Genomic DNA, 19795 nt, shown 5'->3' with positions numbered 1-19795 from the left:
GCGTGGCAGGACGCCGGTCACATCAGCCGTAACGCCGAAGCGATCATCGTAACCACGTCCGTTACACCGGCTGTTACCGAGGCCGTTGATGTCACAGTCATGCGTGCGGCTGCGGCGGCGCGGCCTTCCATGTCACCGGTCAAGCTCGCCGCATTCATCGTGGCGCTGGCGCTCGCTTGCGTGTCGGCCGGCTTCTCGATAGATGGCCTCACCGCGATCTTTGCCGGCGCGTTCTGGCCCGTGATCACCATGGGCGCGGCGCTAGAAGCCGGGAAGCTCGTCGCAGCGGCCTGGCTGACCGAGTATTGGCACTCAGCGCCGTCGCTCCTGCGCCTGGTGCTCGTCGCAATGATCGCCGTATTGATGAGCCTGAATGCGGTCGGCGTGTTCGGATTCCTGACGCGCGCCCACCTCGAGCATATGGCGGCCGTTGATTTGGCGCTCGCGGATAGCACCGCAGAGACCAAGGCCAGGCTCGCCATTCAGGGCCAGACAATTGCCGACCTCGATCGGCGCATCGCCCAGATCGACGCGGCCATCGAGGAATCAATACGACTTGGCCGCTCCGTCGGCGCGATGACGATTTCTGACCAGAAGCGCCGTGATCGCGCCGACATCGTTGCGGCGCGCCAGCGCGAGGCTCAGGCGCTCGCCGCCCTGCAGATGGAGAAGCAGAAGCTTGACGCCCAGCGCCGTCGCGCCGGGGCCGACGTCGGTCCACCGCGATATCTCGCAGAGCTGATCGGCACACCGGCCACCGACCTCGAGCGACCGGTCCGCCTGCTCACTCTGGCGCTTGTTGCCGTACTCGCTCCGTTGGCGGTGGCGCTGCTTCTCGCCGCCGGAGCACGCACGAGGCGTATGGGCTCTCGCTGACCATTTCCGGGATGCCTCGGAGCAAGACGAGGCTCACCGGTCCGCCGAGACACTGAGAAGATCATGGCCTGTTGAACGGTCGAAGCCGTCCAGACTCGATTTCGGGGAGGACTGGTTTGAAACATCCGAGAGCAGCCCCGACACAAGATACGACACTCTCAGCGAGAAGCCGACGTGAAAGCCCAAGAAAAGAAAGCAAGGTTTTCTCACATCCTATGCACCTGAGGTGCTGACGCCCCGGAGTCCGAACCGAAGCAAAAAACGATTGGGACCGCGATGCAGCTATGAACCCCTTAGGACGGCTCGCTCGGGTACGGTTCCAACCGGCGCCGTTTGAAGTCTGCCCCAAGTTCAGCCGTGCGTTCAACCATCCTGCGGACTATTGTTTCGCAATCAGCTTGGGTGAGCCCAAAAACGCCGTGTTCTCGCAATTCATCCTTGAGAATCGCGGCCATGATAGAAACAATACTCATCGTTTTACTCGTTTCTCAGCGGGCCGTGACTATTTGTCGACTGTTAAGTCGCGAAAGGGCAACGGCACGCCGGCTACCTCGCAGACTGCTTCGATCAGCAGACGAACCGCCTTTGCTTCCCACTCAATCTGGTCGACAGGCCCTACCCAGTACTGGGACATCGCGTAAGCCGCATGGCGCGCCTTCACGCCCAATCCAGCGATCGAGTGTGCAGGGGTGGCCATGATCGCTCGTTCGATCGGGTCGAGTCGAGCCAAGATAGTCTCCAACTGTCTTGTGCGGACTTCCTCGCTGTATTCAGCGCCCAATAGTTCACTTCGCGGTTCTGACGACCGAGAAACCGAGCAGGCGGCCAACGCGTCTCGCGCATGTTGGAGACCAAAGAGATCTGCTGCGACCTCATTGAATTGTCGTTCCAGGGCAAGGAGAGCGGAATCATCGTTAGCTGGATCGAGCATTGTTGGGTTCGCGGCATTCCGTAGCTCGCTCATTCTGAACCTCCCGAGGGCACAAGGAATATACGGAATTACGTATATAAGGTTGAGTTCTGTGCCGCCAGCCCCTTCAGGTAGTCGGTATCGGGGGACGGTACACAAAATATACGTAATTACGTATGGAGAGCGGCCGATTCTGATGGCCTTCCTGCCACATGGCTCGGCGGGACATCTATGCGGCGCGGCATGTCTTGGCGCGCAATCTGCGGCGCCTTCGTCGTGCGCAGAAAATGACTCAGGAGCAACTTGCGAACGTCGCCGGGTTGCGCCAGGCGCTAATCAGTGAATTAGAATCGGGCAAACTAGACGTACGGATCGATACGTTGAGCCGCCTTGCTATAGCGTTGGATTCCAGCGTGGCGGAGCTTTTTGACGAAGCCAGGCGAGGTTAGCAGCGGCCATGCCATGGCGGCGCCAAATCTCCGCGATGGCAACACCTTCAATCGGCCGTCCGCTTCTTGCAGCATGCACCATTGGCAGCGCTGCTTGGCCAGGGCAGCCGGATGAGCGACCACCAGTCCGGATTGTTCCAGGCGTCCGCGCCAGATACGTGCGAACGCGGCGAGAGACCAAGCGCTCGGACACTCGGTCCGCCCATACCGCCAAGGGTTCATCGCTTCGACATATATGGCCCCGGAACGCCTGAGGAGCGATTGGACTGCTGTCGTGCGCAAGCTGTCGCGATAGCGTGTGGGCTCCCTGAGGCGGTTCGACGACTCTTCTTGTGCTGACGCTTCGACGATTTCCGGGACAGAGTCGATGTTCTGGGCGCTCGCGTAGATCTCGCGAGCTCACCACAAGTCGCAGCTATTGCATCAGAACTGCTGTCAGGGATCGTATCCGGACCATAGTGGTCCGCTTCCGGCGCGCTTCGATGCCCCGCGCGCCTCGTGGCAACATGGTTTGACGAGACAGGATTGTCGGCCTTTGCCCCAAAACAGCGCGGCGTCCTCGGAGATTCTCCCGCGTAGCAAGCAATGAGAGAACCTGAAATGGAACGAGAACAAAATATCCGAAAGACGTGCAGGATTCGGACGCTTTACGTAGGAGGGGAGTGACGGCTCTTCTCATCGGGCTTCGAGAAGCCGGTGGACCGGGATAGCCGGGACGGTGGCGGAATTTGGAGCCTGGTGCAACGATTTGGACGTCGTTTGCACGAAGGAGAGCTGCAATGGAACAACATTACGTTGGATTGGACGTGGGCCTGGAAGAAACGAGCCTCTGCATTGTCGACAGCGAAGGCAAGACGGTCCGGGAAGTCAAGGTCAGCACCGAGCCAGCGGCGATCCGCTCCGCTCTTGAGGGCTACGCGGATCGCCTCTCGCGCATCGGAGTGGAGGCGTCTTCGTTGGGCCTGTGGCTGTACCGCGAGCTTCATGAGGGTGGGTTGCCGATCATTGTCGTGGAAGCCCGTCACATGCGGGTGTCACTGTCGACGATGCGCAACAAGACCGACCGCAACGATGCGCGCGGTATTGACGCAGATGATGCGGCTGGGCTGGTTCAGCGCCGTCCATGTGAAGAATGTTGAGATGCAAAAGATGCGCACGCTTTTGACCAACCGCAAGCTTCTCAAGCGCAAGTTGGTGGACATCGAAAACCACATTCGCGGTGCGCTGCGAACATACGGATTGTTGGTCGGAGCCGTCGGTCGCGGCCAATATGAAGCGCGCGTGCGCGAGCTGATCGAGCGCACGGATATCGTCTTTTCGACAATGATCGAGACGATGCTGACCGTGCGCCGGGCGATCCTTGACGGATATACCAAACTGCATCGGATACTTCTGCAGGTGGTTCAGCACGATCAGATCTGTCGGCGTTTAATGACCGTGCCTGGCGTCGGTCCCGTTGCAGCACTTTCGTTCAAGGTCGGAGTGGATGATCCACTGCGCTTTACCCGATCGCGGACCGTTGTCGCGCATTTCGGCCTGACGCCCAGGCGACATCAGTCGGGCACTTCGATCGACTATGAGGGGCACATTACCAAGCAGGGCGATGTCAGCGTCCGGGAAGCGCTTTGCGAGGCGGCTGCGAGCCTTCTGCTGCGGGTCAAGAAGTGGTCCGCCCTGCGTGCCTGGGGTCTTCGGATCGCCAAACGATCAAGCATGCTATGCGCGATCGTGGCTGTCGCGCGCAAGCTCGCCGGCATCCTGCATCGCATGTGGATCGACGGAAGTGACTTCAAGGTCGGCTTCGGCGCCAAGGTGACGCAGCGGCTGAAACTGAAACCGGCGCAGTGATTCTATTGCGCCAACGACGACCAACGATCGGCTGTCGGTGCTGCCGCCAGTCAGTTGAAAAGGAGCGAATAACGAGATCCGCGCGCGCGGTGAGCGTCCCCTGGCGGGGCCGCGAAACGGGGAATGTCCGCTATCTCTTGCCTGCTTCCGTCCCTCGTGATGAGAGCGCCAGACTGCTCGGACAGCCCTGTTTATGAACCTGATGAAGAGCATGCGACGGCCACGTGCCGAACGCGAAGGAACGCATGGACCCCGCCTGGAGAATGCAAACAATGTGCGCGTCGACGGGCGAACTCTGTCCCGCAGTCAGTGCTGAGAGAAAGGAAATGCGCATGTGTGAAAAGTTGAAAATAGCGTAGTTGAGGGTTGACTTTGAACGCCCGATTAGGAAGGCAAGATAAAGCGGGTTTCCCCGCTTCCGGAACGGTGTTACTAAGTATTTGTCTGCACATTGTTTTAGGTCGGTTTTCGACGTTTCGTCGAGCCTTGGCGAGCGGCGCTTTTCCCAATTATCATTCTGTTTCAATGCGCCGAGAGCCATCGCCTGCGACATGCCGCAAATCGGAGATGGCCGCTTCCTCGCCGGCGCGGTATTTCTACGCTGCATCACGCGCACTGCGTTTCTGGCCTTGCGCGATAGCGTTCGACGTCCAATCGTCGTCCGATGGCGCGCAGCGAAGACGCCTTCGGCTTCCGTCCCGGCAGGGTCCGCGACCGTGGCGGTGCGCAGCAAGCCGGGCGCCGGATCGGCGCGATGGGTGGACGCGCGACCACCTTCGTTAGCGAGGTTCAGCCGGCCATGCTTCCGGCCTTCGGCAATCCGAACCGTGGCTTCCGAGTCGGGAAGGGGGAGGGAGTTTTCCGACCTGCTGCGCCCGACCAGTACATGCGCGAGGCCTTCCGTCAGAAACGTGTGCCACTGATCGAGCGCGCGCGAGTTGGAGCGCATGGGGCAGGCGACCGAGATCGAGACCGGCATTTGGATCGTATCGTCAAAAGCTGAGTCTGTGCTGCGGGAGCTCGGCGGACGCGGCGACATCATCAAGACCATGCAGCGGCCGTTAAAGCGAGATGGATTGGCGGAGGACCGCCATCCCGCACGTTAGGTCGTGCATCGAGAGCAGGCGGCCGAGCACATCACGGGATGCGTGCGCGACAGGGGGCGCTTGGCGGCGACGAGATGGGCGAGCGAGTCCGGCTGGTGATCGACACCGTGGATGGGGGCGTGCATCACATCGAGATGGACCGCGCTGAGGACTTCGGCCGAGGCATGATCGTCGCGGCCGGCTCCGCCACTCCCCGGTCCAAGCGCCCCGGATCGCAACATCCTGAATTCGCGGGGCAAGGGGTCGTCTACGCCCGTCCGAACATCTCGGGCGGCCACGAGTGGACATCGCCCGGATCCGGCGGCAATCTCGCGGCCTTCCTTCGCTCTCATGTTCGCCGGCTGGAGGCACTACGCGGGCCGCCCATGCGAGCCGGATCGACCCCGATCACTGCCGTGTCCCCGCCGATCTTCCCAAGCGTGGTCAAGCCTACGATCTGGCGCGAGACCGCGCAAAAATCCGCATCGGCATCCTGTCTCCGACCGGCCTAGACAGCCAGATTGGTTGTAACGATGCGACTTGGCTCGACCGGGACACCTGGCTTCGCCCGGCCGTGCTTGCCCCGGGTTCGGCCGCGAGGTCGCTGAGGCGATGGAACGCGGCAGGCGGAGCCTCGTGAACATGGCCATGCCGTCCGGCTGGAGGACGGCCGAATCCGCGTGTCAAAGGATTTCGTTACCAATCTGGAGCGTACGGAGATGACTCGTTTCGGCAAAGCGCTGGCTGCCGAGCGTGGTCTGTCGTTCGGCGCCACCAAGCCCGGCGAATATGTCAGCGGCACCCATGTCAGCTCGACCAAGCTCGCCAGCGGCCATTCGCTGTGATCGATGACGGCATCGGTTTCCGGCAGGTGCCGTGGCAAGTCGTGCTCGACCAGCGCATCGGCCAGCATATCTCCGGCTCAGTGCGCGCCGCTGGCGGCATCGAATGGAGCTTTGGCAGGAAACGGGACTGGGGATATGAATCTCCAGGTGTCGTTACCTGATTGTAGACATGGGGCCGGACCGGTGCCATTCGGCGAAGGCTCGCGCTTTTCTCGCCCCGCTCCGCCCGCTCGCAGACTTGACCGAACGTCGCGGCCGGACAAAGGGGCTCTATGAAGGTGACGTATTGGAGGCCGTTTCAGCGGCGCCGGGAGTCTAGTCTAGCAGGGCGACGAGGGCCTACCGCGTTGCCCGGAGTTGGCGGAATTTGTTTTCTTTTCATGGCGGTGAGGGCGGTTTGATGCCGTGGGAGCGCCGCATCGTCCCGCGTCATCAAGCGCGTGGTGCGGGCGCTCGCCGTGTGGGTGATCCACAGGTAGAGCTGCGGCTGCGGCTGCTCGAGCGGGCGACCGGCAGCATTGCAAGTGCCTCACCCCCTCGCGCCGGCAGCCGCTTCAATTCCGGTGCCGTCGTGCGTGCCCATTCGACCTCGATCGCCATATCGTTTCACCTTCGAGGTTCGATGAGGTGAAGCGGTTGGGTGGAGCGCCGCGCGAGCCGCTGACGCTCAAATGTGCCGCTCGCGGGGGCAGGGGCGTCAAATCCAAAGCCGCACCGCGACTCGCGGCGTGTGAGGCATCCTTGCAACACACGCGCCTGCTTTCGGACTCGATGGTCGTCCATACGGCAGTTCCCGTGATGATGTGCTTACCTGTGGTTGCGGTATGCGCGCGTGGCTGTGTGTCGGGCAAGAGACTGGGAATGAAAATGGACTTTGGATTTATCGCCGCGCTTGTGATCGCAATCGTTGCGATCGTCGACTTGTTTGTCAAACTCCCGTTCATCGCTGGGTACGCCTTTTGGGTTTTGCTCGGTGGCTTTCTTGTGCTCACTGCGACAACGAAAAAATGACGGCCGCCCCGAGGCCGCACTGAAACGCGCAACTCTGAAAGTCTGATATGCGGCGCGTGGCATGACTGGGCCCGTTCCGGCCTGCGCGGTCAGTCGGCCCGGGCGGCGGGCTGCCCCGGCGCTCGAGATTGCCGCTGGTTGTTGAGCGGTAGCTTGGTCCGCGTCACCCGCGGTTACTCGACCCCTCGGATGCGTACCCTAGCCATCAGCGGTTGTGCAACATCGGGATGTCGCTGACCGCCCCAACAACCATACACCCTTCAAGCTCCCTTGCAGCTCCGCAAACGGTTTGAGCACCACATCGATGCCTACATCGAAGCCCACAACGGCAAGCCGAGCCCTTCGCCTGGACCAAGGCAAGGTATATCGACGCAGCTTCGCCATAATTCCGGATACTAGCGCAATCCACGGCAAGTTGGTGGCAAGTTATTGATTGTGGATGATCGACCTCAAAACGCTCGAAGTCTTTTACTGGGTTGTACGTCTTGGCGGTTTCGGCAGGGCGGCTGAAAAGCTGCATACGACTCAGCCAGCGGTGTCGGTGCGGATCAGGCAGTTGGAGGAACGCTATGACATACAGCTGTTCCACCGTGCCGCGGGCCAGCGTCCGCAATTGACACCTCGGGGCCGCGAACTCTATGCACAGGCCGAGCGCATGCTCGAGCTCGATCGTGATATCGAGGCCGTACTGACCAGCCGCTTCGAGTTGCGTGGCCTGATCCGGATTGGCGTCTCGGAAACGGTTGTGCGGACCTGGCTCGCCGATCTTCTGCGCGACCTGTATCGACACCATCCAGATCTCCTTCTGGAAGTCAGCGTCGACATCTCCTCCACGCTGCGGGCCGGTCTCCTAACGGGCGAGATCGACCTCGCCATTCTGCTCGGACCGCTCGACCTGCCGCGTGTGCGCGAAGTTCCGCTGTGCTCCTACGACCTTGTTTGGGCGGCGAAGCCTGGCTTGGAAGTGGCCGCGGACCTTGCAGGGCTTGGAACCATGCCGATCCTGACCTTCGCCCGCGCGACCCGCCCGACGCGAATGATCGCCGATGCCTTTGCCAGAGCCGGCCTGCCGGCGCCGCGGCTTTATCCGAACAGTTCGCTCGCCGCAACCGTGCGCATGGCGCTTGATGGAATCGGCGTCTGCATCGTTCCACGTGTGGTGATCATCGAGGAGCTGGCGCGCGGGACGTTGTCGGAGGTGACGGCACCATTTTCGGTGCCGCCACTCGACTACATCGCCGCCTATGTCGAGGCGCCCCACTCAGCGCACCTTGCCACGGTGGCAGCCATCGCTCAGGCCTGCGCAGGTCATAAAGCGGGTTTATGACGTCACATTTGTAATGACAATTTGATGCTGGTCGCGCCGCTGTGTCTCAATTCCATCATCGAACAAAATCGGAGATGGAAACATGCCAAAGGAGACACGTGATGTTTGACTGGTACCGGCAACTGAGCCCACAGGGCCGTCGGACGTTCTGGGCATGCTTTGGCGGTTACGCGCTTGATGCGTTTGATGTGCAGATATACGCCTTCATACTGCCGATTCTGATAGGCCTCACATTTCTCGATCCGACCCAGGCAGGTCTGCTAGCGACCACGACGCTTGTGCTTTCCGCCTTCGGGGGCTGGTTTGCCGGCATGTTGGCGGACCGGTTCGGTCGTGTGCGGACTTTGCAGATTACCGTGATCTGGTTTGCCTTTTTCACCTTTCTCTCTGGCTTTGCGCAAAATTTCGAGCAGCTGATGGTCACCCGCGGTCTTATGGGCCTCGGCTTCGGCGGCGAATGGGCGGCGGGTTCCGTCTTGATTGGAGAGGTCATCGCGGCACGCCATCGCGGCAAGGCCGTCGGCTTCGTGCAGGGCAGCTGGTCCTTGGGGTGGGCGGCAGCGGCTCTGCTGTCGACGCTCCTTTTCACCACAATGGACAACGCGTTGGCTTGGCGGGTGCTCTTCTTCATGGGCATTGTCCCGGCGTTCGCGACGTTCTGGCTCCGCCGCGCGGTGCCCGAGCCTGACGTGTTCGCTACCGCGAAGGCAAGCGGCGCACCGCAGCCGTCGGTCGTGGAAATCTTCCGGCCCACCCTGCTCTGGACGACCCTTCGGGCTTCTTTGCTCGCGCTCGGCGCGCAGGGCGGCTACTACGCCATCACGACCTGGCTGCCGCGCTTTCTCTCAGCAGAACGCCACATCTCGATTCTAGGCAGCCTTGCCTACATCTCCGTCGTCATTGCCGGCTCTTTTGCCGGTTATGTGACCGCGGCCTACCTTGGCGACGCGATCGGGCGGCGGATGAACTTCATGCTGTTTGCAGTCGGCTCAGCCGCGATTGTGCTCATCTACACCCAACTGCCGGTGTCTAATGGAATGATGCTCATCCTTGGCTTTCCACTCGGTTTCTTTTCTTCCGGGATCTTTTCCGGAATGGGTCCCGTCATGACCGAACTGTTTCCCACCGAAGTGCGCGGCAGCGGGCAGGGCTTCTGTTACAATGTCGGACGTGGCCTCGCTGCCTTCTTCCCGACTCTCGTGGGTGTCGCCTCCGCTTCAATGCCGCTCGGCGTAGCGATCGGCACGTTCGCAGCCGGCGCCTATGGGCTGGTGATTGTGGCCACTCTTCTGCTGCCCGAAACGCGGGGAAAGAGCTTGCTCAGTTTCGCTCCGGCAGAGAGCTGAACGATTTTACGGAAATTTCTGGTCGGTCGTGGCGAGACCGTCACCGGTGCGGGTGAGACGCGCCACGGATCGAAAATCCGTAGCACGGCAAGGCGCTGAGCGAGCTCCACCGCGTTACGCTGCAGCCGAGATCGAGGATCTGCCCAGTTTCGAGCTCCATGAGAGCGAGCGCCGCCTGCTGGTGATCAATCGAGGCCTTGCCGACCTGCGGTGCAGAGGCAGCCCGGTCCGGCGCTGGCTCTTCGACCTCATCATTCGTCTGCCGTGGCTACTGCAACCCGGCGGGGCGCCTGAAGACTGGCCAACGAAGTTCAAGCCAAGAATCACCGGAGGAGCGTATGAGTGTCACAAACGAGCCAGAACCGATTGGTCCCTACGATCCAGTGCATCATGCGCCGCGATGGCGGCGTGAGAATCAAGCGCCGCGAGCAACAGCAACGAACGACGTGCAGAGCCTACGTGAAAACAGGCCCGAGATCGCCGTGCGCTCGATTTCGCGCTCGGCTGCGCCCGGCCATGCGCCCCTGCGTCGGCGGCCGGATTCACAAGCGATGAGTGAAAGCCGGGGGCCGGCCCGCAAGATGAAGCCGCGCGGCACGTTGTTCAGCGCCGCGGGTCGTTTGATAGAGGCTATCGGCGTTTTGGCCATCCTCGCGTTGTCCGTCGCCATGTTGATGCCGGCGGTGCGGCAACCGAATCATGCGCAATTGTTCGCTGCGGCGTTGCAGCCCTTCATGACGGTGCTCTCACAACGGCGCCAGGGCGAGGATGCCCCGAGGTCGGCACTTGCCGAATTCCAGGGGCTGCCGGCGTCAGGCGGCGCCGTACAAACCGTTGGACGCGAGCGTCCGGAAAAGGACGCCGACAAGATCCTTCGCCAGTTTCTACAGTACCAGCCGACAAGCGCGCGCGAACGGGCCGAATAGCGGCTTGCCGCCGAACAACGGCAAGCAAAAATAGATGAAGGAAACGACGAGATGTGCAATCAGCGATTCGCTCTGACCTCGGCGCGGAGGTCTTACTTGAAAATTCGCTGGGTCATTATCAGCGGCATCGTGCTTGCGAGCAGCGCGAGCACGGCGCTTGGCGACAATCTGAGCGTAGTACACGACCTTGCCCGCCGAGTGGGGCCGATTATCGGCTCAGCGCTCGCCTGCCAGAATATCGCTCGGCCTCGCGTCCAGGTGATCGTCGACAAATTCGAGGCGGTGATCCGGGAAGCCGCGACCAACGATGCCGAGCGGGCCGAAGTCTCGCGGCTATTCGACCGTTCCGTGGCCGACGGCCGCGGCGCGGTGACGACGGGGCAACTCGATTGTCGAGCGGCGGACCGTCAACTCGACGACCTCGAGCAAGTCATCGCCCACGCATCGGTGCCGCCACCGCGGGCATCCAGCGGACCGTCGCTGGCCGACGCAATGGCTCCGTCGGCCGCCAACGCCGCGGTCGCTCCGACGCAGCCGCCGTCTGCCGCCAATGCGCACGGCGTCACCGATCGCGAAATCCGCTTCGGTATCGTCATTCCATATTCCGGCGCCGCCAAGGAAAACGGCCATAACGTCAAGCTTGGACTCGACGTCGCATTCGACCGGGTGAACGACGCCGGAGGAGTCAACGGACGGCTGCTCAAGCTGATTGCAGCCGACGACGGTTTCGAGCCGACGCGAACGCTCGACGCGATGAAGAGCCTCTGGGAACAGGGGCAGGTGTTCGGCTACATCGGTAACCACGGGACGCCAACAGCCGCGGTGGCCTTGCCGTTTGCGCTCGAACGGCGGGTGCTGTTCTTCGCACCGCTCACGGGCGCTAACGTGGTGCGGCATGATCCTCCGGATCGCTACGTCTTCAATTACCGGCCAAGCTATTCGGAAGAGACCGACGCAGCGGTGCGCTACCTGGTGAAGATCCGCAAGCTGCAGCCGAAGCAGATCGCGGTGTTCGCCGAGAATGATTCCTTCGGCGATGCCGGCTTCGCCGGTGTCGCGAAGGCGTTTCGCGCGCTTGGCTTCAGCGACAGTCCGTTATTGCGGCTCAATTACACCCGCAATACGCTGGACGTGGACGATGCCGTCAGTCAGCTCCGGCTGCAGAAGGTTTCGATCCGGGCGGTGGTCATGGTGGCGACGACGCGGCCGGCGGCGAAGTTCATCGAGAAGACCCGCGACCTGTTCCGGGGGATAATCTACACAAACATGTCGTCCGTGGGCGCCAGTTCGCTGGCCGACGAGCTGATGCTGCTCGGACCGCGCTTCACCGACGGCGTCATCGTGACCCAGACGGTGCCCTCGGTGTCCGGCTATTCGACCATCGTCATGGAGTACAAGACCGCGCTCGCGAAATATTTCCCGGGCGAGAATCCCGACTATATCTCGCTCGAGGGCTTCATTTCGGCAAACGTGCTGATCGACGCGCTGAGGCGCTGCGGCCCGCAAGTCGACACCGAACGGCTGGTCGACATGCTGGAGAATACAAGCAATCTCGATCTCGGTCTTGGCATACCGCTCGGCTTCAGCCGCGGCGAGCATCAGGCTTCGCACAAGATCTGGGGCACGGCGCTCGATGAAACAGGAAAATACAGGCCGATAGAACTTGAATGATCGCATCGCTGCACTTGTTCCGACCTTTGCGGCAGGTGCCGTGCAACGTTGTAGCGTAACCACGGCCGCCGTGTTGAGATCGATCGCCAGAGTGCCACGCGCTGTGCCGTCGATGTGCTCACGGCGTCGAGGTACGAGGACTATGGGGAGGCCGGCTTTGTCAGGGTCTCGAGATCACTTCCGGCGTGAAGGAGCAATCCGAGGTCGTTTCCCATGTATTTGATCATGAAGGCGCCATAGAGCACAAGAAGCGATGAAAATATGAGATTTTTTATGTTGAGCGAGAGCGCGAAGACATTCAGCTGAGGTGCCGCCCGCGATGCCAGCGCGAGCAGGAGATCGGCGAGCAGCATGAATATTACGATCGGAGCGACCAGCACCAACCCCAGGGTGATGACGTTGTCGAGCAGTGCGACGAAAAACTGGCCCGCAGTCGCGGTGAGAGGCGGAAAGACGCTGCCCACCGGCCACAGCCCATAGCTTTCGTACACAGTCCGCAACGTCAGCGGCAGACCGCCAAAGCCGAAATAGAGCGCTACCATGACAAGCCCCAACAGCGTTCCGGTGATGCCTTCCTCGCTAGTTGCCGACGGATCGAAAAGACTCGCCGCCGTACTGCCGCGCTGAATATCGAGCATGTTTCCGGCTGCCTCCGCGGCCCAGATCGGCACGCCGAGGACCAGTCCGATCATCAATCCGATGAGCATTTCCTTGAACAGCAGCGTAGCGGTCAAAATGGCAGTCAGGTGCGCGGCAGCAACCGCTCCGGCGACCATCGGCACCAGCGGCAGCGCGAGTACAACGACTACGGCGGCCTGTAGCATTCCGGTCAGGCCGATGCGAGTAAAGGCCGGCATGACGATGACCAGGCCTGACATGCGCGCCAGCGCGAGGCTGATCGCGACAATGTAGTTATCGAGCCAGTCGAATAATTGGTGGTTGGAAAAGATGGAGGGCAGGCTCACACCTTGGCTCCAGTCCTTTACCGGGTCGCGATCGGAAATTCGTCGAGCACTGCCGAAGCTTCGCGCGCGACTTGGCTGCCGAGCCACGCCCCAAAGAAGATCATGATGAGCAGCACCACCATCAGCTTCAACGCCTGCGGCAGCGACTGATCCTGGATTTGCGTCAACGCCTGGAGTAGTCCGACAAGAACGCCGACGATCACCGTCGTGATCAGGACGGGGGCAGACATCTGAAGCACAGTGACCAGCGCTTGCTGCACGTTGACGAGAACGACCTCATTGTTCACGGCCTCCTCCCGCAACTGCTCAGCTGTAGCTGAGAATGAGGCCGTGCATCAGGCGCGACCATCCACTAACAGCGACAAACAAAAAGATCTTGAGTGGCACCGATATCAGGGTCGGTGACACCATGATCATGCCCATCGCCATTAGGATATTCGAAACGACAAGATCTATCACGAGAAACGGCAGATAAAGCAAGAAGCCGATCTCGAAGGCTCGCGTCAACTCGGAGCTGACAAAGGCCGGGAGCAATATGACCATGTCGTCGTCCTTAAGGTCTGCGCGAGCCTCCTCCGGCCACACCCGCTCAGTTGCCGAGAGGAAAAACTGCCGCTCCTGAGGCTGTGCAAAGCGCATCAGCTGCGCCCTGACCGGCTGCTTGACGTCGTTTGCCATCGCTGTCACGCTTTCCACCGAGCTGAAGTCGACCGGGTGAGCGTTCAGCTTGGCATAGATGCTGCCCAGCAATGGCGACGTCACGTAGAGTGTCAAAATCAGGGCTATGCCGTATAATACGAGGTTGGGGGGCGTCTGCTGGACGCCTAGCGCGTTGCGGATCAGAAACATCACCACGGAGATCTTCAGGAATCCGGTCATGGTCGCTACGAACAACGGGATCAAACCCGTGACGGCCAGGACAATGAGGATACCAACGATGGGTACGTTGGTGTCAGCCATGGTGGAACAGTCTGGTGATCCGGACACCCAGATTGTCGCCAACCCGCACCAGGCTGCCGCGACCGATGCGGCGTCCGTTTGCCGAGATATCGACGCTCTCGTCAAGTAGCCGCGGCACTGGGATCAGCGCTCCTGCTGTCAACCGGCGGACTTCCGCGAGCGACAGCTCGACACGCCCCAGTTCGAACAGGAGCTTCACCGGGATATCGTCGAGCTCCGTATCTTTCAGATCGGCTTGCGAACTGTCGCCCCCGTTTGCCATGCTCCACTCCCAAATTGATCCCCGAATGCGTAGCGGCGGCGCAGCAAGCCGTGCGCCGGCCGCGCCGAGTTTTACCGGCGCCGCCAGATGCTCGGCGAGAACTGCAACGGCGGTTCGCTCCTCACGACAGCGGTGATCTGCGGTCACCACATCCCCCGGCAGCAGCGTCGCTACCTCGCCAACCGAGCATGTCGCAACAGCGACTCGGAACTGGACCTGGACCGGCAGCTCGATTTCGGTAACGACGCCTCCAGCGCAACGATCGAGAAATTGCGCGAGACGGGTCGCCTGACCAGGTGGGAGCCGCAACTCCACGGAGGACGACCCGAGGCCTTCGACTGCGATCATGAAAACGAGGGAAGCAGAGTCGTTCACCCGGTCACCAGGTTTCCCCACCGAGACGATGGTGAGCTGTGCGCCGAGGCCCACCTCAAGCGTCGAAAGCGAATCGGCAAGAGCAAGCTCAAGAACAAGCGCGAGGTGGCAAGGATCGAGATGATCGATGCCCTGATCCGGATCGTGCTCGCTGACCAGCGCCTTGATCAGGGAGTGGGGCACGATCAATCTGCCCGGTGCTCCATCAACCGTGATGTCGATCCGGCAACCGTTGCAGATATCATCAGGCTCCGGGGGCCATGACGCCATGATCGTCGCACTGCGTCCGGCAAGCAGACAGGCCAGCGCTGGGCGCGATCGATAGAAAGCATTGAGGGCTTTAGATTCTGCGAGCGAAATCGCCGGCAAGACGAGGCCAGATTCCGGTCTGGGCAGCGCTTCAGCCTGGCTCTCGGGGCGGCTCTCCATCAGGAGCTACCTCGGAGAGTGTCGAACGGCGTCGTGTTGAGCTGGGTTGTTAGGGCAGCTCTGCCGCCGGCGGCACCATGATCTTCAGCCTCGGCCTCGCCAAGGGCTGTATCGTGCCGCGTTTGCCGCGCGAGTTGTTCCTGGCCGAGCGAGTTGACCTTGCTCGTTGCGCGCTGCTGCAACTGAAAATCCGCAAGGCTTGCCGCACGGGCGCTCCGCCGGGGTTGGAGGCCGGCTTCGGCCTGAGCTTCCGCTGCGCGTCGCCGCGCCCCTTCGCGGTCAGCGCCATCGAGTTCAAGCTGGATACGCAGGATGGCCGCGGTCGATGCGGGATGGCCGGCCAACGCACCGATCAACGCACGTTCCCTCGTACGCATGTCGCGGATATGATCCTGTACGGCGCGCGCCGCATCCTCCGCTTGCCGCTCCGCGCGGCGCAGCAGTCCGGTTTGGACGGTCAGGGCCTCCAGCGCCCGTTGCTCGCGCCGGCGGCGGAGTGCGGCAAGGCGCTGCAACATCACGGTCACTGGACGATCTCCCGCATCTGCCGCCGCGTTTCCTCGATGGCAAATCGGGCGGCGCTGGCCTGCCGCAAAAAGCCGTTGATCCGATCGATCTTGCTGATGGCTTCGTCAGCGACCGGATCGGACCCGTGCTGGTACTCGCCGACGCGCACGAGCAGTTCCACTTCCGCGTGGCGGGCCAGAAGTTCGCGGATGCGCGCAGCATCCGACTGATGTGCGGGCGGCACGACCATGTCCATCAGCCGGCTGCGGCTGCGCAGCACGTCGATAGCGGGGAAATGGTTGCGCCGCGCCAGCTCGGCGGACAGGATGACATGGCCGTCGAGCAGCGCCTGCATCTCCTCGGCCACCGGATCGAGGCTGATTTCGCCTTCCACCAGCACCGCGTAGACGGCCGTGATGGAGCCGTACGCGGTCGGGCCGGCGCGTTCGACGAGCCGGGGCAGCGCGCCAAACAGCGAAGGCGGAAAGCCGCGCCGGGTCGGCGGCTCGCCGGCCGCCAGTCCGATCTCACGCTGGGCACGTGCAAAGCGGGTGATGCTATCCATGAGCAGCAGGACGTGTCCGCCGCGATCGCGGAAGAATTCCGCGATCGTGGTGGCAACATGGGCGGCCTTGACGCGCTCCATCGCGGGCCTGTCGGACGTCGCGGCGACGACGACCGTGCGTTCACGGGTCTCCGGTCCAAGCTGCCGCTCGACGAATTCTCTCACCTCGCGGCCGCGCTCTCCGACAAGACCGACCACGATGACATCCGCATCGGTGCTGCGAACGATATCGGCAAGCAGCGTCGATTTACCGACGCCGGGCTCGCCGAAAATGCCGATGCGCTGCCCGCAGGCGCAGGTCATGAGGCCGTCCAACGCACGGATTCCGAGCTGGATCGGAGCGTCGATGAGCCTGCGCTCGAACGGTGTGACCGCCTGCGCCATCACGGGATAGAGCCCCTCGATCATATGCGCTGGCAACGGCTCGCCGTCGAGCGGCTCGCCGAGCGCATTGACGACGCGCCCGAGCAATCCGGGGCCGACCGGCACGCGCAATTCGTCCCCGGTTGGAATCACCTCGCTGATGCTCGAAAGGCCGGTCAGGTCGCCGATAGGCGTGAGAACGGCGAGATCTTCGATGAGTCCCACGACTTCCGCCATCACAACCTGGCCCGTAACCGGATCGACCAGATGACAGATCTCGCCGAGGCGGGTCTGGCGCACGCTGGCATGGACCGTAACACCGAGCAGACGGCGCACGCGTCCATTGATGGGGCGCGGCTGGCTGTTCTGCAAAGCCTTCTGGAGACGCGGCACGATCGAATCGAGGCGGTCGTCAAGCTGGCTTGGCGACATGCTCATGGAGGGCTGCCCTTTTCGGCAGAGCCGGAGCCGAGTTCTGCCTCGAGTGTCCGCATCTGGACTTCGATGCTTGCATCCACGACGGCATCGTCGCTTACGAGAATGCAAGCTCCCTTATCTAGGGCGTGATCTGGCTCGACCGTTACAGTCGGCTGATCGTCCGGCGCGAGAACTGCGAGCGCCGATTTGACGCGTTCGGCGGCGGTGGGATGAACTGCTACCCTGATGTTTTTCTCGTGGCGAAATTCTGTCATGGCCTGCGTGACGGCGTGCACAACCAGTTCGGCGACGTCGATTTCTCCGACCACCCGGCGCACGATGTTGAGCACGAGTGTGCTGATCTCCACGTCGAGTCCGGAGAGATAGCGGTCGACCGCAAGCGTCGTCTCCTGCACAAGCTGGTTTGCTTCGCTCGCCCCTGCGGCCTGACCTTCTGCGAAACCCTTCTCGTAGGCAGCCTCATAGGCGCGGCGGGCGTTTGCCTCGGTCTTCGCGGCGGTTTCGCGCACCAGAGCCAGAAAGCGGTATCCCTCTCGCCAGGCATCGGCGTCGGCGGCGCGCAGGATCCGTGAGCCGGGTTGCGTCGGCAAGTCGTCTGGCGATAGCGGGTTTTGTGCGAGCATGTGGCTTACGCTGCCGCGCCGCGGATGATCGCCGCGCCGATGTCCCTGAAAGGACCGTTGGCGCTGTCGTCGAGAGCTGGACTTGCCGCACTCTTCAGCCGGACACGGCTGCCGACAGCCTCGGGTTGAGACGCGCACCACGCACCGAAACACCGCGTACCGTCTTGCGTGATCTGCACATCGATTTCGTCGGTGAGGTCAAGCTTCGCGGGAGGCCCCGACAGTTGACGGTTGGCGAGCGCAAATGCGTAAAGCGCCTCGCCCAACCGGGCGCGCAGTCGCCGCACCTCATCGGCGCGAACGGCGTTGGCGATGGCGTTTGCCCAGTAAGCCGCACCCGCACGGCGAATCAGGTCACCGGTCTTGCCCGGCGCCAGCAGCGCGACCTTCTGGTCGGCGAGATTCACCGCCTCCGCACTGACCGGTGCGGGCAGCGCGTAAAAATCGCTTATCATGTCTGACAGCCTGTTCTGAAGGCGGCCCGTGGCACGCAGACGTTCGCAAAGCTTGATGCCGATGCTGCCGTCGAAACACGCCGCAAGCCTGCTCACATCAATGTAGGCGGCCGGGCTCCTCATCAGCGTCGCCCAGTCCATCTCCGCAGATGTCCGGTTGGTGGGGCCGGTCATGGCGATTTCACCACGTTGGCGGCATTCAGCTGGTAGATGCGCGGTCTACGACGCTGCAGCACCACGATCAGCGCCAGCAAGAGCGTCATTGCAACCGCCGCCAGACTGTAAAGTGGCCAGCCGGCGACGTGGATCCCATCGCGGCGGCGGGCCAACGGGCCAGGCTCCGCCTCACCGTCGTCACGGGCGACCTGCGTCCGCTCTGCGACGGGGACGAGAATGACAGATACCTTGTCATAGGACAGCCCGGCGACACCGTTTGTGATCAGCATCTTGACCTGCGGAACGAGGTCATTGATGGGGACGCTCGCCCGATGGCGGATGAACACGGACGCCGACGAAGGGACGAGTTGCTGGCGCAGCGGATCGTTGTCCGGCAGCACCAGATGCACCCGGGCGGAGAGCACGCCGTCGATTTCCGACACAGTTTCGGAGAGCTCCTGGCTCAGGGCAAAAATCATCTGAGCCCGTTCCTGGACCGGCGAAGAGATCAGTCCATCCTTCTTGAAGACTTCGCCAAGCGTGGCGAACTCCTGCTTCGGCAGGCCATTGTCATTGAGGACTTCCACGGCTTCGGCGAAGCGGCTCTCGTCGACCGAGACCGAGACGCGGTCGCCCTTGCCCGGCGAGCGGTCGGCTGGGATGCCATGCTCACGCAACGTGGCCACGATCTGGTTGGCATGCTGCTGGTCGAGGTTTGTGTAGAGCTCCGACTTGCACGACGCGACCGCGGCGGCGCACATGATGACTGTTGCGAGCCGGACCGCGAGCCGGGTGCCACGCGCAGAGCCGAAGCCGGTGAAACCTGTGTTCAAGCATCGCTCCTCGGATTTCACCGCGAGATTGCCCGGCATCTGCTGCGCTCAGTCGGCCTTGAGCAAGGTGCCTACCGAACGGACGACTTGCGACACTCCGCTCCCCATCAAAGTTGCCTCGGTGGAAAAGTTCATCGAAGCCAGGCAGAATTCCATGATGCGGCGGAGGTCGGCAATCGCGACTTCCGGCGTTTCTGACTTAGAAGGTTCAACCTCCCCGGCGGCGGGAAGATCGGCGAGAGCAGAATTGTCCGGCGCCGGGTCACCCGGCAGCTCCGTGAGCCGCTCGCCTTCCGAGGATGCCAGCATGACGTTGCCGCCTTCAGTGGGCAGGCTTGGCGCGAGCTTCAGCTTTTCATAATATTGCGTTCTTTCGAAGAATCCCCGCAGGTTGCTGAAGATCTCGCTTGCCAGCGCTGCCGGATTGGCGAGTTCCGGCATTCCGGACATCGGGCTGTTCCGGAGGTTTGCCACGTAATCCGCCAACGGGAGCTCGGTCGGCTGAGCTGGCGGTTGAAAGTCAGCGCCCGTGGCGGCGGGGACGGCAGTTATGGTCACACTCATTTCAAC

Annotated in this window: 20 protein-coding genes and 3 pseudogenes; 11 read left to right on the top strand and 12 right to left on the bottom strand. The window is 62.1% G+C overall.

The window, feature by feature from the left end:
* The coding region (locus WCB02_RS17550) for a hypothetical protein (protein ID WP_423959913.1) at nucleotides 1–876 on the top strand (876 nt) is incomplete at its 5' end.
* A 502-nt stretch (nucleotides 877–1378) separates the two neighbouring features.
* Here the strand turns inward: WCB02_RS17550 and WCB02_RS17545 are convergent.
* Entirely contained in the window at nucleotides 1379–1840 is a 462-nt protein-coding gene (locus WCB02_RS17545; RefSeq protein WP_423959912.1) for a hypothetical protein, read from the bottom strand.
* Nucleotides 1841–1998: 158 nt separating this feature from the next.
* On the opposite strand from WCB02_RS17545, the gene WCB02_RS17540 reads away from it, so the two are divergent.
* The gene (locus tag WCB02_RS17540; RefSeq protein WP_423959910.1) at nucleotides 1999–2235 is read left to right on the top strand and encodes a helix-turn-helix domain-containing protein; all 237 of its coding nucleotides are present in this window, start codon (nucleotides 1999–2001) and stop codon (nucleotides 2233–2235) included.
* Between the two features lie 779 nt (nucleotides 2236–3014).
* Nucleotides 3015–4083 (top strand): annotated as a pseudogene (locus WCB02_RS17535) (IS110 family transposase).
* 130 nt (nucleotides 4084–4213) lie between these two features.
* On the opposite strand, the gene WCB02_RS17530 reads toward WCB02_RS17535, so the two are convergent.
* Nucleotides 4214–5032, bottom strand: a complete 819-nt coding sequence (locus WCB02_RS17530) for a hypothetical protein (protein ID WP_423959909.1) — start codon at nucleotides 5030–5032, stop codon at nucleotides 4214–4216.
* Here WCB02_RS17530 and WCB02_RS17525 point away from each other — a divergent pair.
* From WCB02_RS17525 to WCB02_RS17490, 8 genes and pseudogenes are all read left to right on the top strand, one after another.
* A complete protein-coding gene (locus WCB02_RS17525) occupies nucleotides 5031–5189 on the top strand; it encodes a DUF3363 domain-containing protein (protein WP_423959906.1) in 159 nt (52 codons plus the stop codon). The genes WCB02_RS17530 and WCB02_RS17525 overlap by 2 nt on opposite strands.
* Nucleotides 5190–5227: 38 nt before the next feature.
* Nucleotides 5228–5808, top strand: a pseudogene (locus WCB02_RS17520) (DUF3363 domain-containing protein).
* 40 nt (nucleotides 5809–5848) lie between these two features.
* Nucleotides 5849–6174, top strand: a pseudogene (locus WCB02_RS17515) (DUF3363 domain-containing protein).
* A gap of 466 nt (nucleotides 6175–6640) precedes the next feature.
* Nucleotides 6641–7024: a hypothetical protein gene (locus tag WCB02_RS17510; RefSeq protein WP_423959904.1), complete on the top strand. Its 384-nt coding sequence runs from the start codon at nucleotides 6641–6643 to the stop codon at nucleotides 7022–7024.
* Between the two features lie 439 nt (nucleotides 7025–7463).
* Entirely contained in the window at nucleotides 7464–8351 is an 888-nt protein-coding gene (locus WCB02_RS17505) for a LysR family transcriptional regulator (RefSeq protein ID WP_423959902.1), read from the top strand.
* 101 nt (nucleotides 8352–8452) lie between these two features.
* Nucleotides 8453–9697, top strand: a complete 1245-nt coding sequence (locus tag WCB02_RS17500) for an MFS transporter (protein ID WP_423959900.1) — start codon at nucleotides 8453–8455, stop codon at nucleotides 9695–9697.
* Nucleotides 9698–10035: 338 nt separating this feature from the next.
* Nucleotides 10036–10623 carry a hypothetical protein gene (locus WCB02_RS17495; protein ID WP_423959898.1) on the top strand — a complete coding sequence of 196 codons (588 nt, stop codon included), beginning with the start codon at nucleotides 10036–10038 and terminating at the stop codon, nucleotides 10621–10623.
* A 51-nt stretch (nucleotides 10624–10674) separates the two neighbouring features.
* Nucleotides 10675–12294, top strand: a complete 1620-nt coding sequence (locus tag WCB02_RS17490) for an ABC transporter substrate-binding protein (RefSeq protein WP_423959897.1) — start codon at nucleotides 10675–10677, stop codon at nucleotides 12292–12294.
* Between the two features lie 140 nt (nucleotides 12295–12434).
* On the opposite strand, the gene sctT is transcribed toward WCB02_RS17490, so the two are convergent.
* From sctT to WCB02_RS17440, 10 genes are all read right to left on the bottom strand, one after another.
* Nucleotides 12435–13346: a type III secretion system export apparatus subunit SctT gene (gene sctT, locus WCB02_RS17485; protein WP_423959895.1), complete on the bottom strand. Its 912-nt coding sequence runs from the start codon at nucleotides 13344–13346 to the stop codon at nucleotides 12435–12437.
* The gene (locus WCB02_RS17480; RefSeq protein ID WP_423959894.1) at nucleotides 13277–13546 is read right to left on the bottom strand and encodes an EscS/YscS/HrcS family type III secretion system export apparatus protein; all 270 of its coding nucleotides are present in this window, start codon (nucleotides 13544–13546) and stop codon (nucleotides 13277–13279) included. Before WCB02_RS17480 ends, sctT begins: the two co-directional genes overlap by 70 nt.
* Nucleotides 13547–13565: 19 nt before the next feature.
* Nucleotides 13566–14219, bottom strand: a complete 654-nt coding sequence (sctR, locus tag WCB02_RS17475; RefSeq protein WP_423959892.1) for a type III secretion system export apparatus subunit SctR — start codon at nucleotides 14217–14219, stop codon at nucleotides 13566–13568.
* Entirely contained in the window at nucleotides 14212–15225 is a 1014-nt protein-coding gene (gene sctQ, locus WCB02_RS17470; protein WP_423959890.1) for a type III secretion system cytoplasmic ring protein SctQ, read from the bottom strand. Before sctQ ends, sctR begins: the two co-directional genes overlap by 8 nt.
* A gap of 59 nt (nucleotides 15226–15284) precedes the next feature.
* Nucleotides 15285–15812: a hypothetical protein gene (locus WCB02_RS17465; RefSeq protein WP_423959889.1), complete on the bottom strand. Its 528-nt coding sequence runs from the start codon at nucleotides 15810–15812 to the stop codon at nucleotides 15285–15287.
* Nucleotides 15809–17158 carry a FliI/YscN family ATPase gene (locus WCB02_RS17460; RefSeq protein WP_423959888.1) on the bottom strand — a complete coding sequence of 450 codons (1350 nt, stop codon included), beginning with the start codon at nucleotides 17156–17158 and terminating at the stop codon, nucleotides 15809–15811. Before WCB02_RS17460 ends, WCB02_RS17465 begins: the two co-directional genes overlap by 4 nt.
* A complete protein-coding gene (gene sctL / locus WCB02_RS17455) occupies nucleotides 17155–17781 on the bottom strand; it encodes a type III secretion system stator protein SctL (RefSeq protein WP_423959886.1) in 627 nt (208 codons plus the stop codon). The genes WCB02_RS17460 and sctL overlap by 4 nt, the downstream gene beginning before the upstream one ends.
* A 5-nt stretch (nucleotides 17782–17786) precedes the next feature.
* A complete protein-coding gene (locus WCB02_RS17450) occupies nucleotides 17787–18410 on the bottom strand; it encodes a SctK family type III secretion system sorting platform protein (RefSeq protein ID WP_423959884.1) in 624 nt (207 codons plus the stop codon).
* Nucleotides 18407–19225, bottom strand: a complete 819-nt coding sequence (sctJ, locus tag WCB02_RS17445) for a type III secretion system inner membrane ring lipoprotein SctJ (protein WP_423959882.1) — start codon at nucleotides 19223–19225, stop codon at nucleotides 18407–18409. The genes WCB02_RS17450 and sctJ overlap by 4 nt, the downstream gene beginning before the upstream one ends.
* A 48-nt stretch (nucleotides 19226–19273) precedes the next feature.
* A partial coding sequence (locus WCB02_RS17440; RefSeq protein ID WP_423959879.1) for a hypothetical protein occupies nucleotides 19274–19795 on the bottom strand: 522 nt, incomplete at its 5' end.

The sequence above is a fragment of the Bradyrhizobium sp. genome, assembly GCF_049581145.1.
Classification (GTDB): Bacteria; Pseudomonadota; Alphaproteobacteria; order Rhizobiales; family Xanthobacteraceae; genus Bradyrhizobium.
The sequence above is the reverse complement of the archived record's forward strand: the minus strand, read 5'-3'. Positions and strand labels throughout refer to the sequence as shown.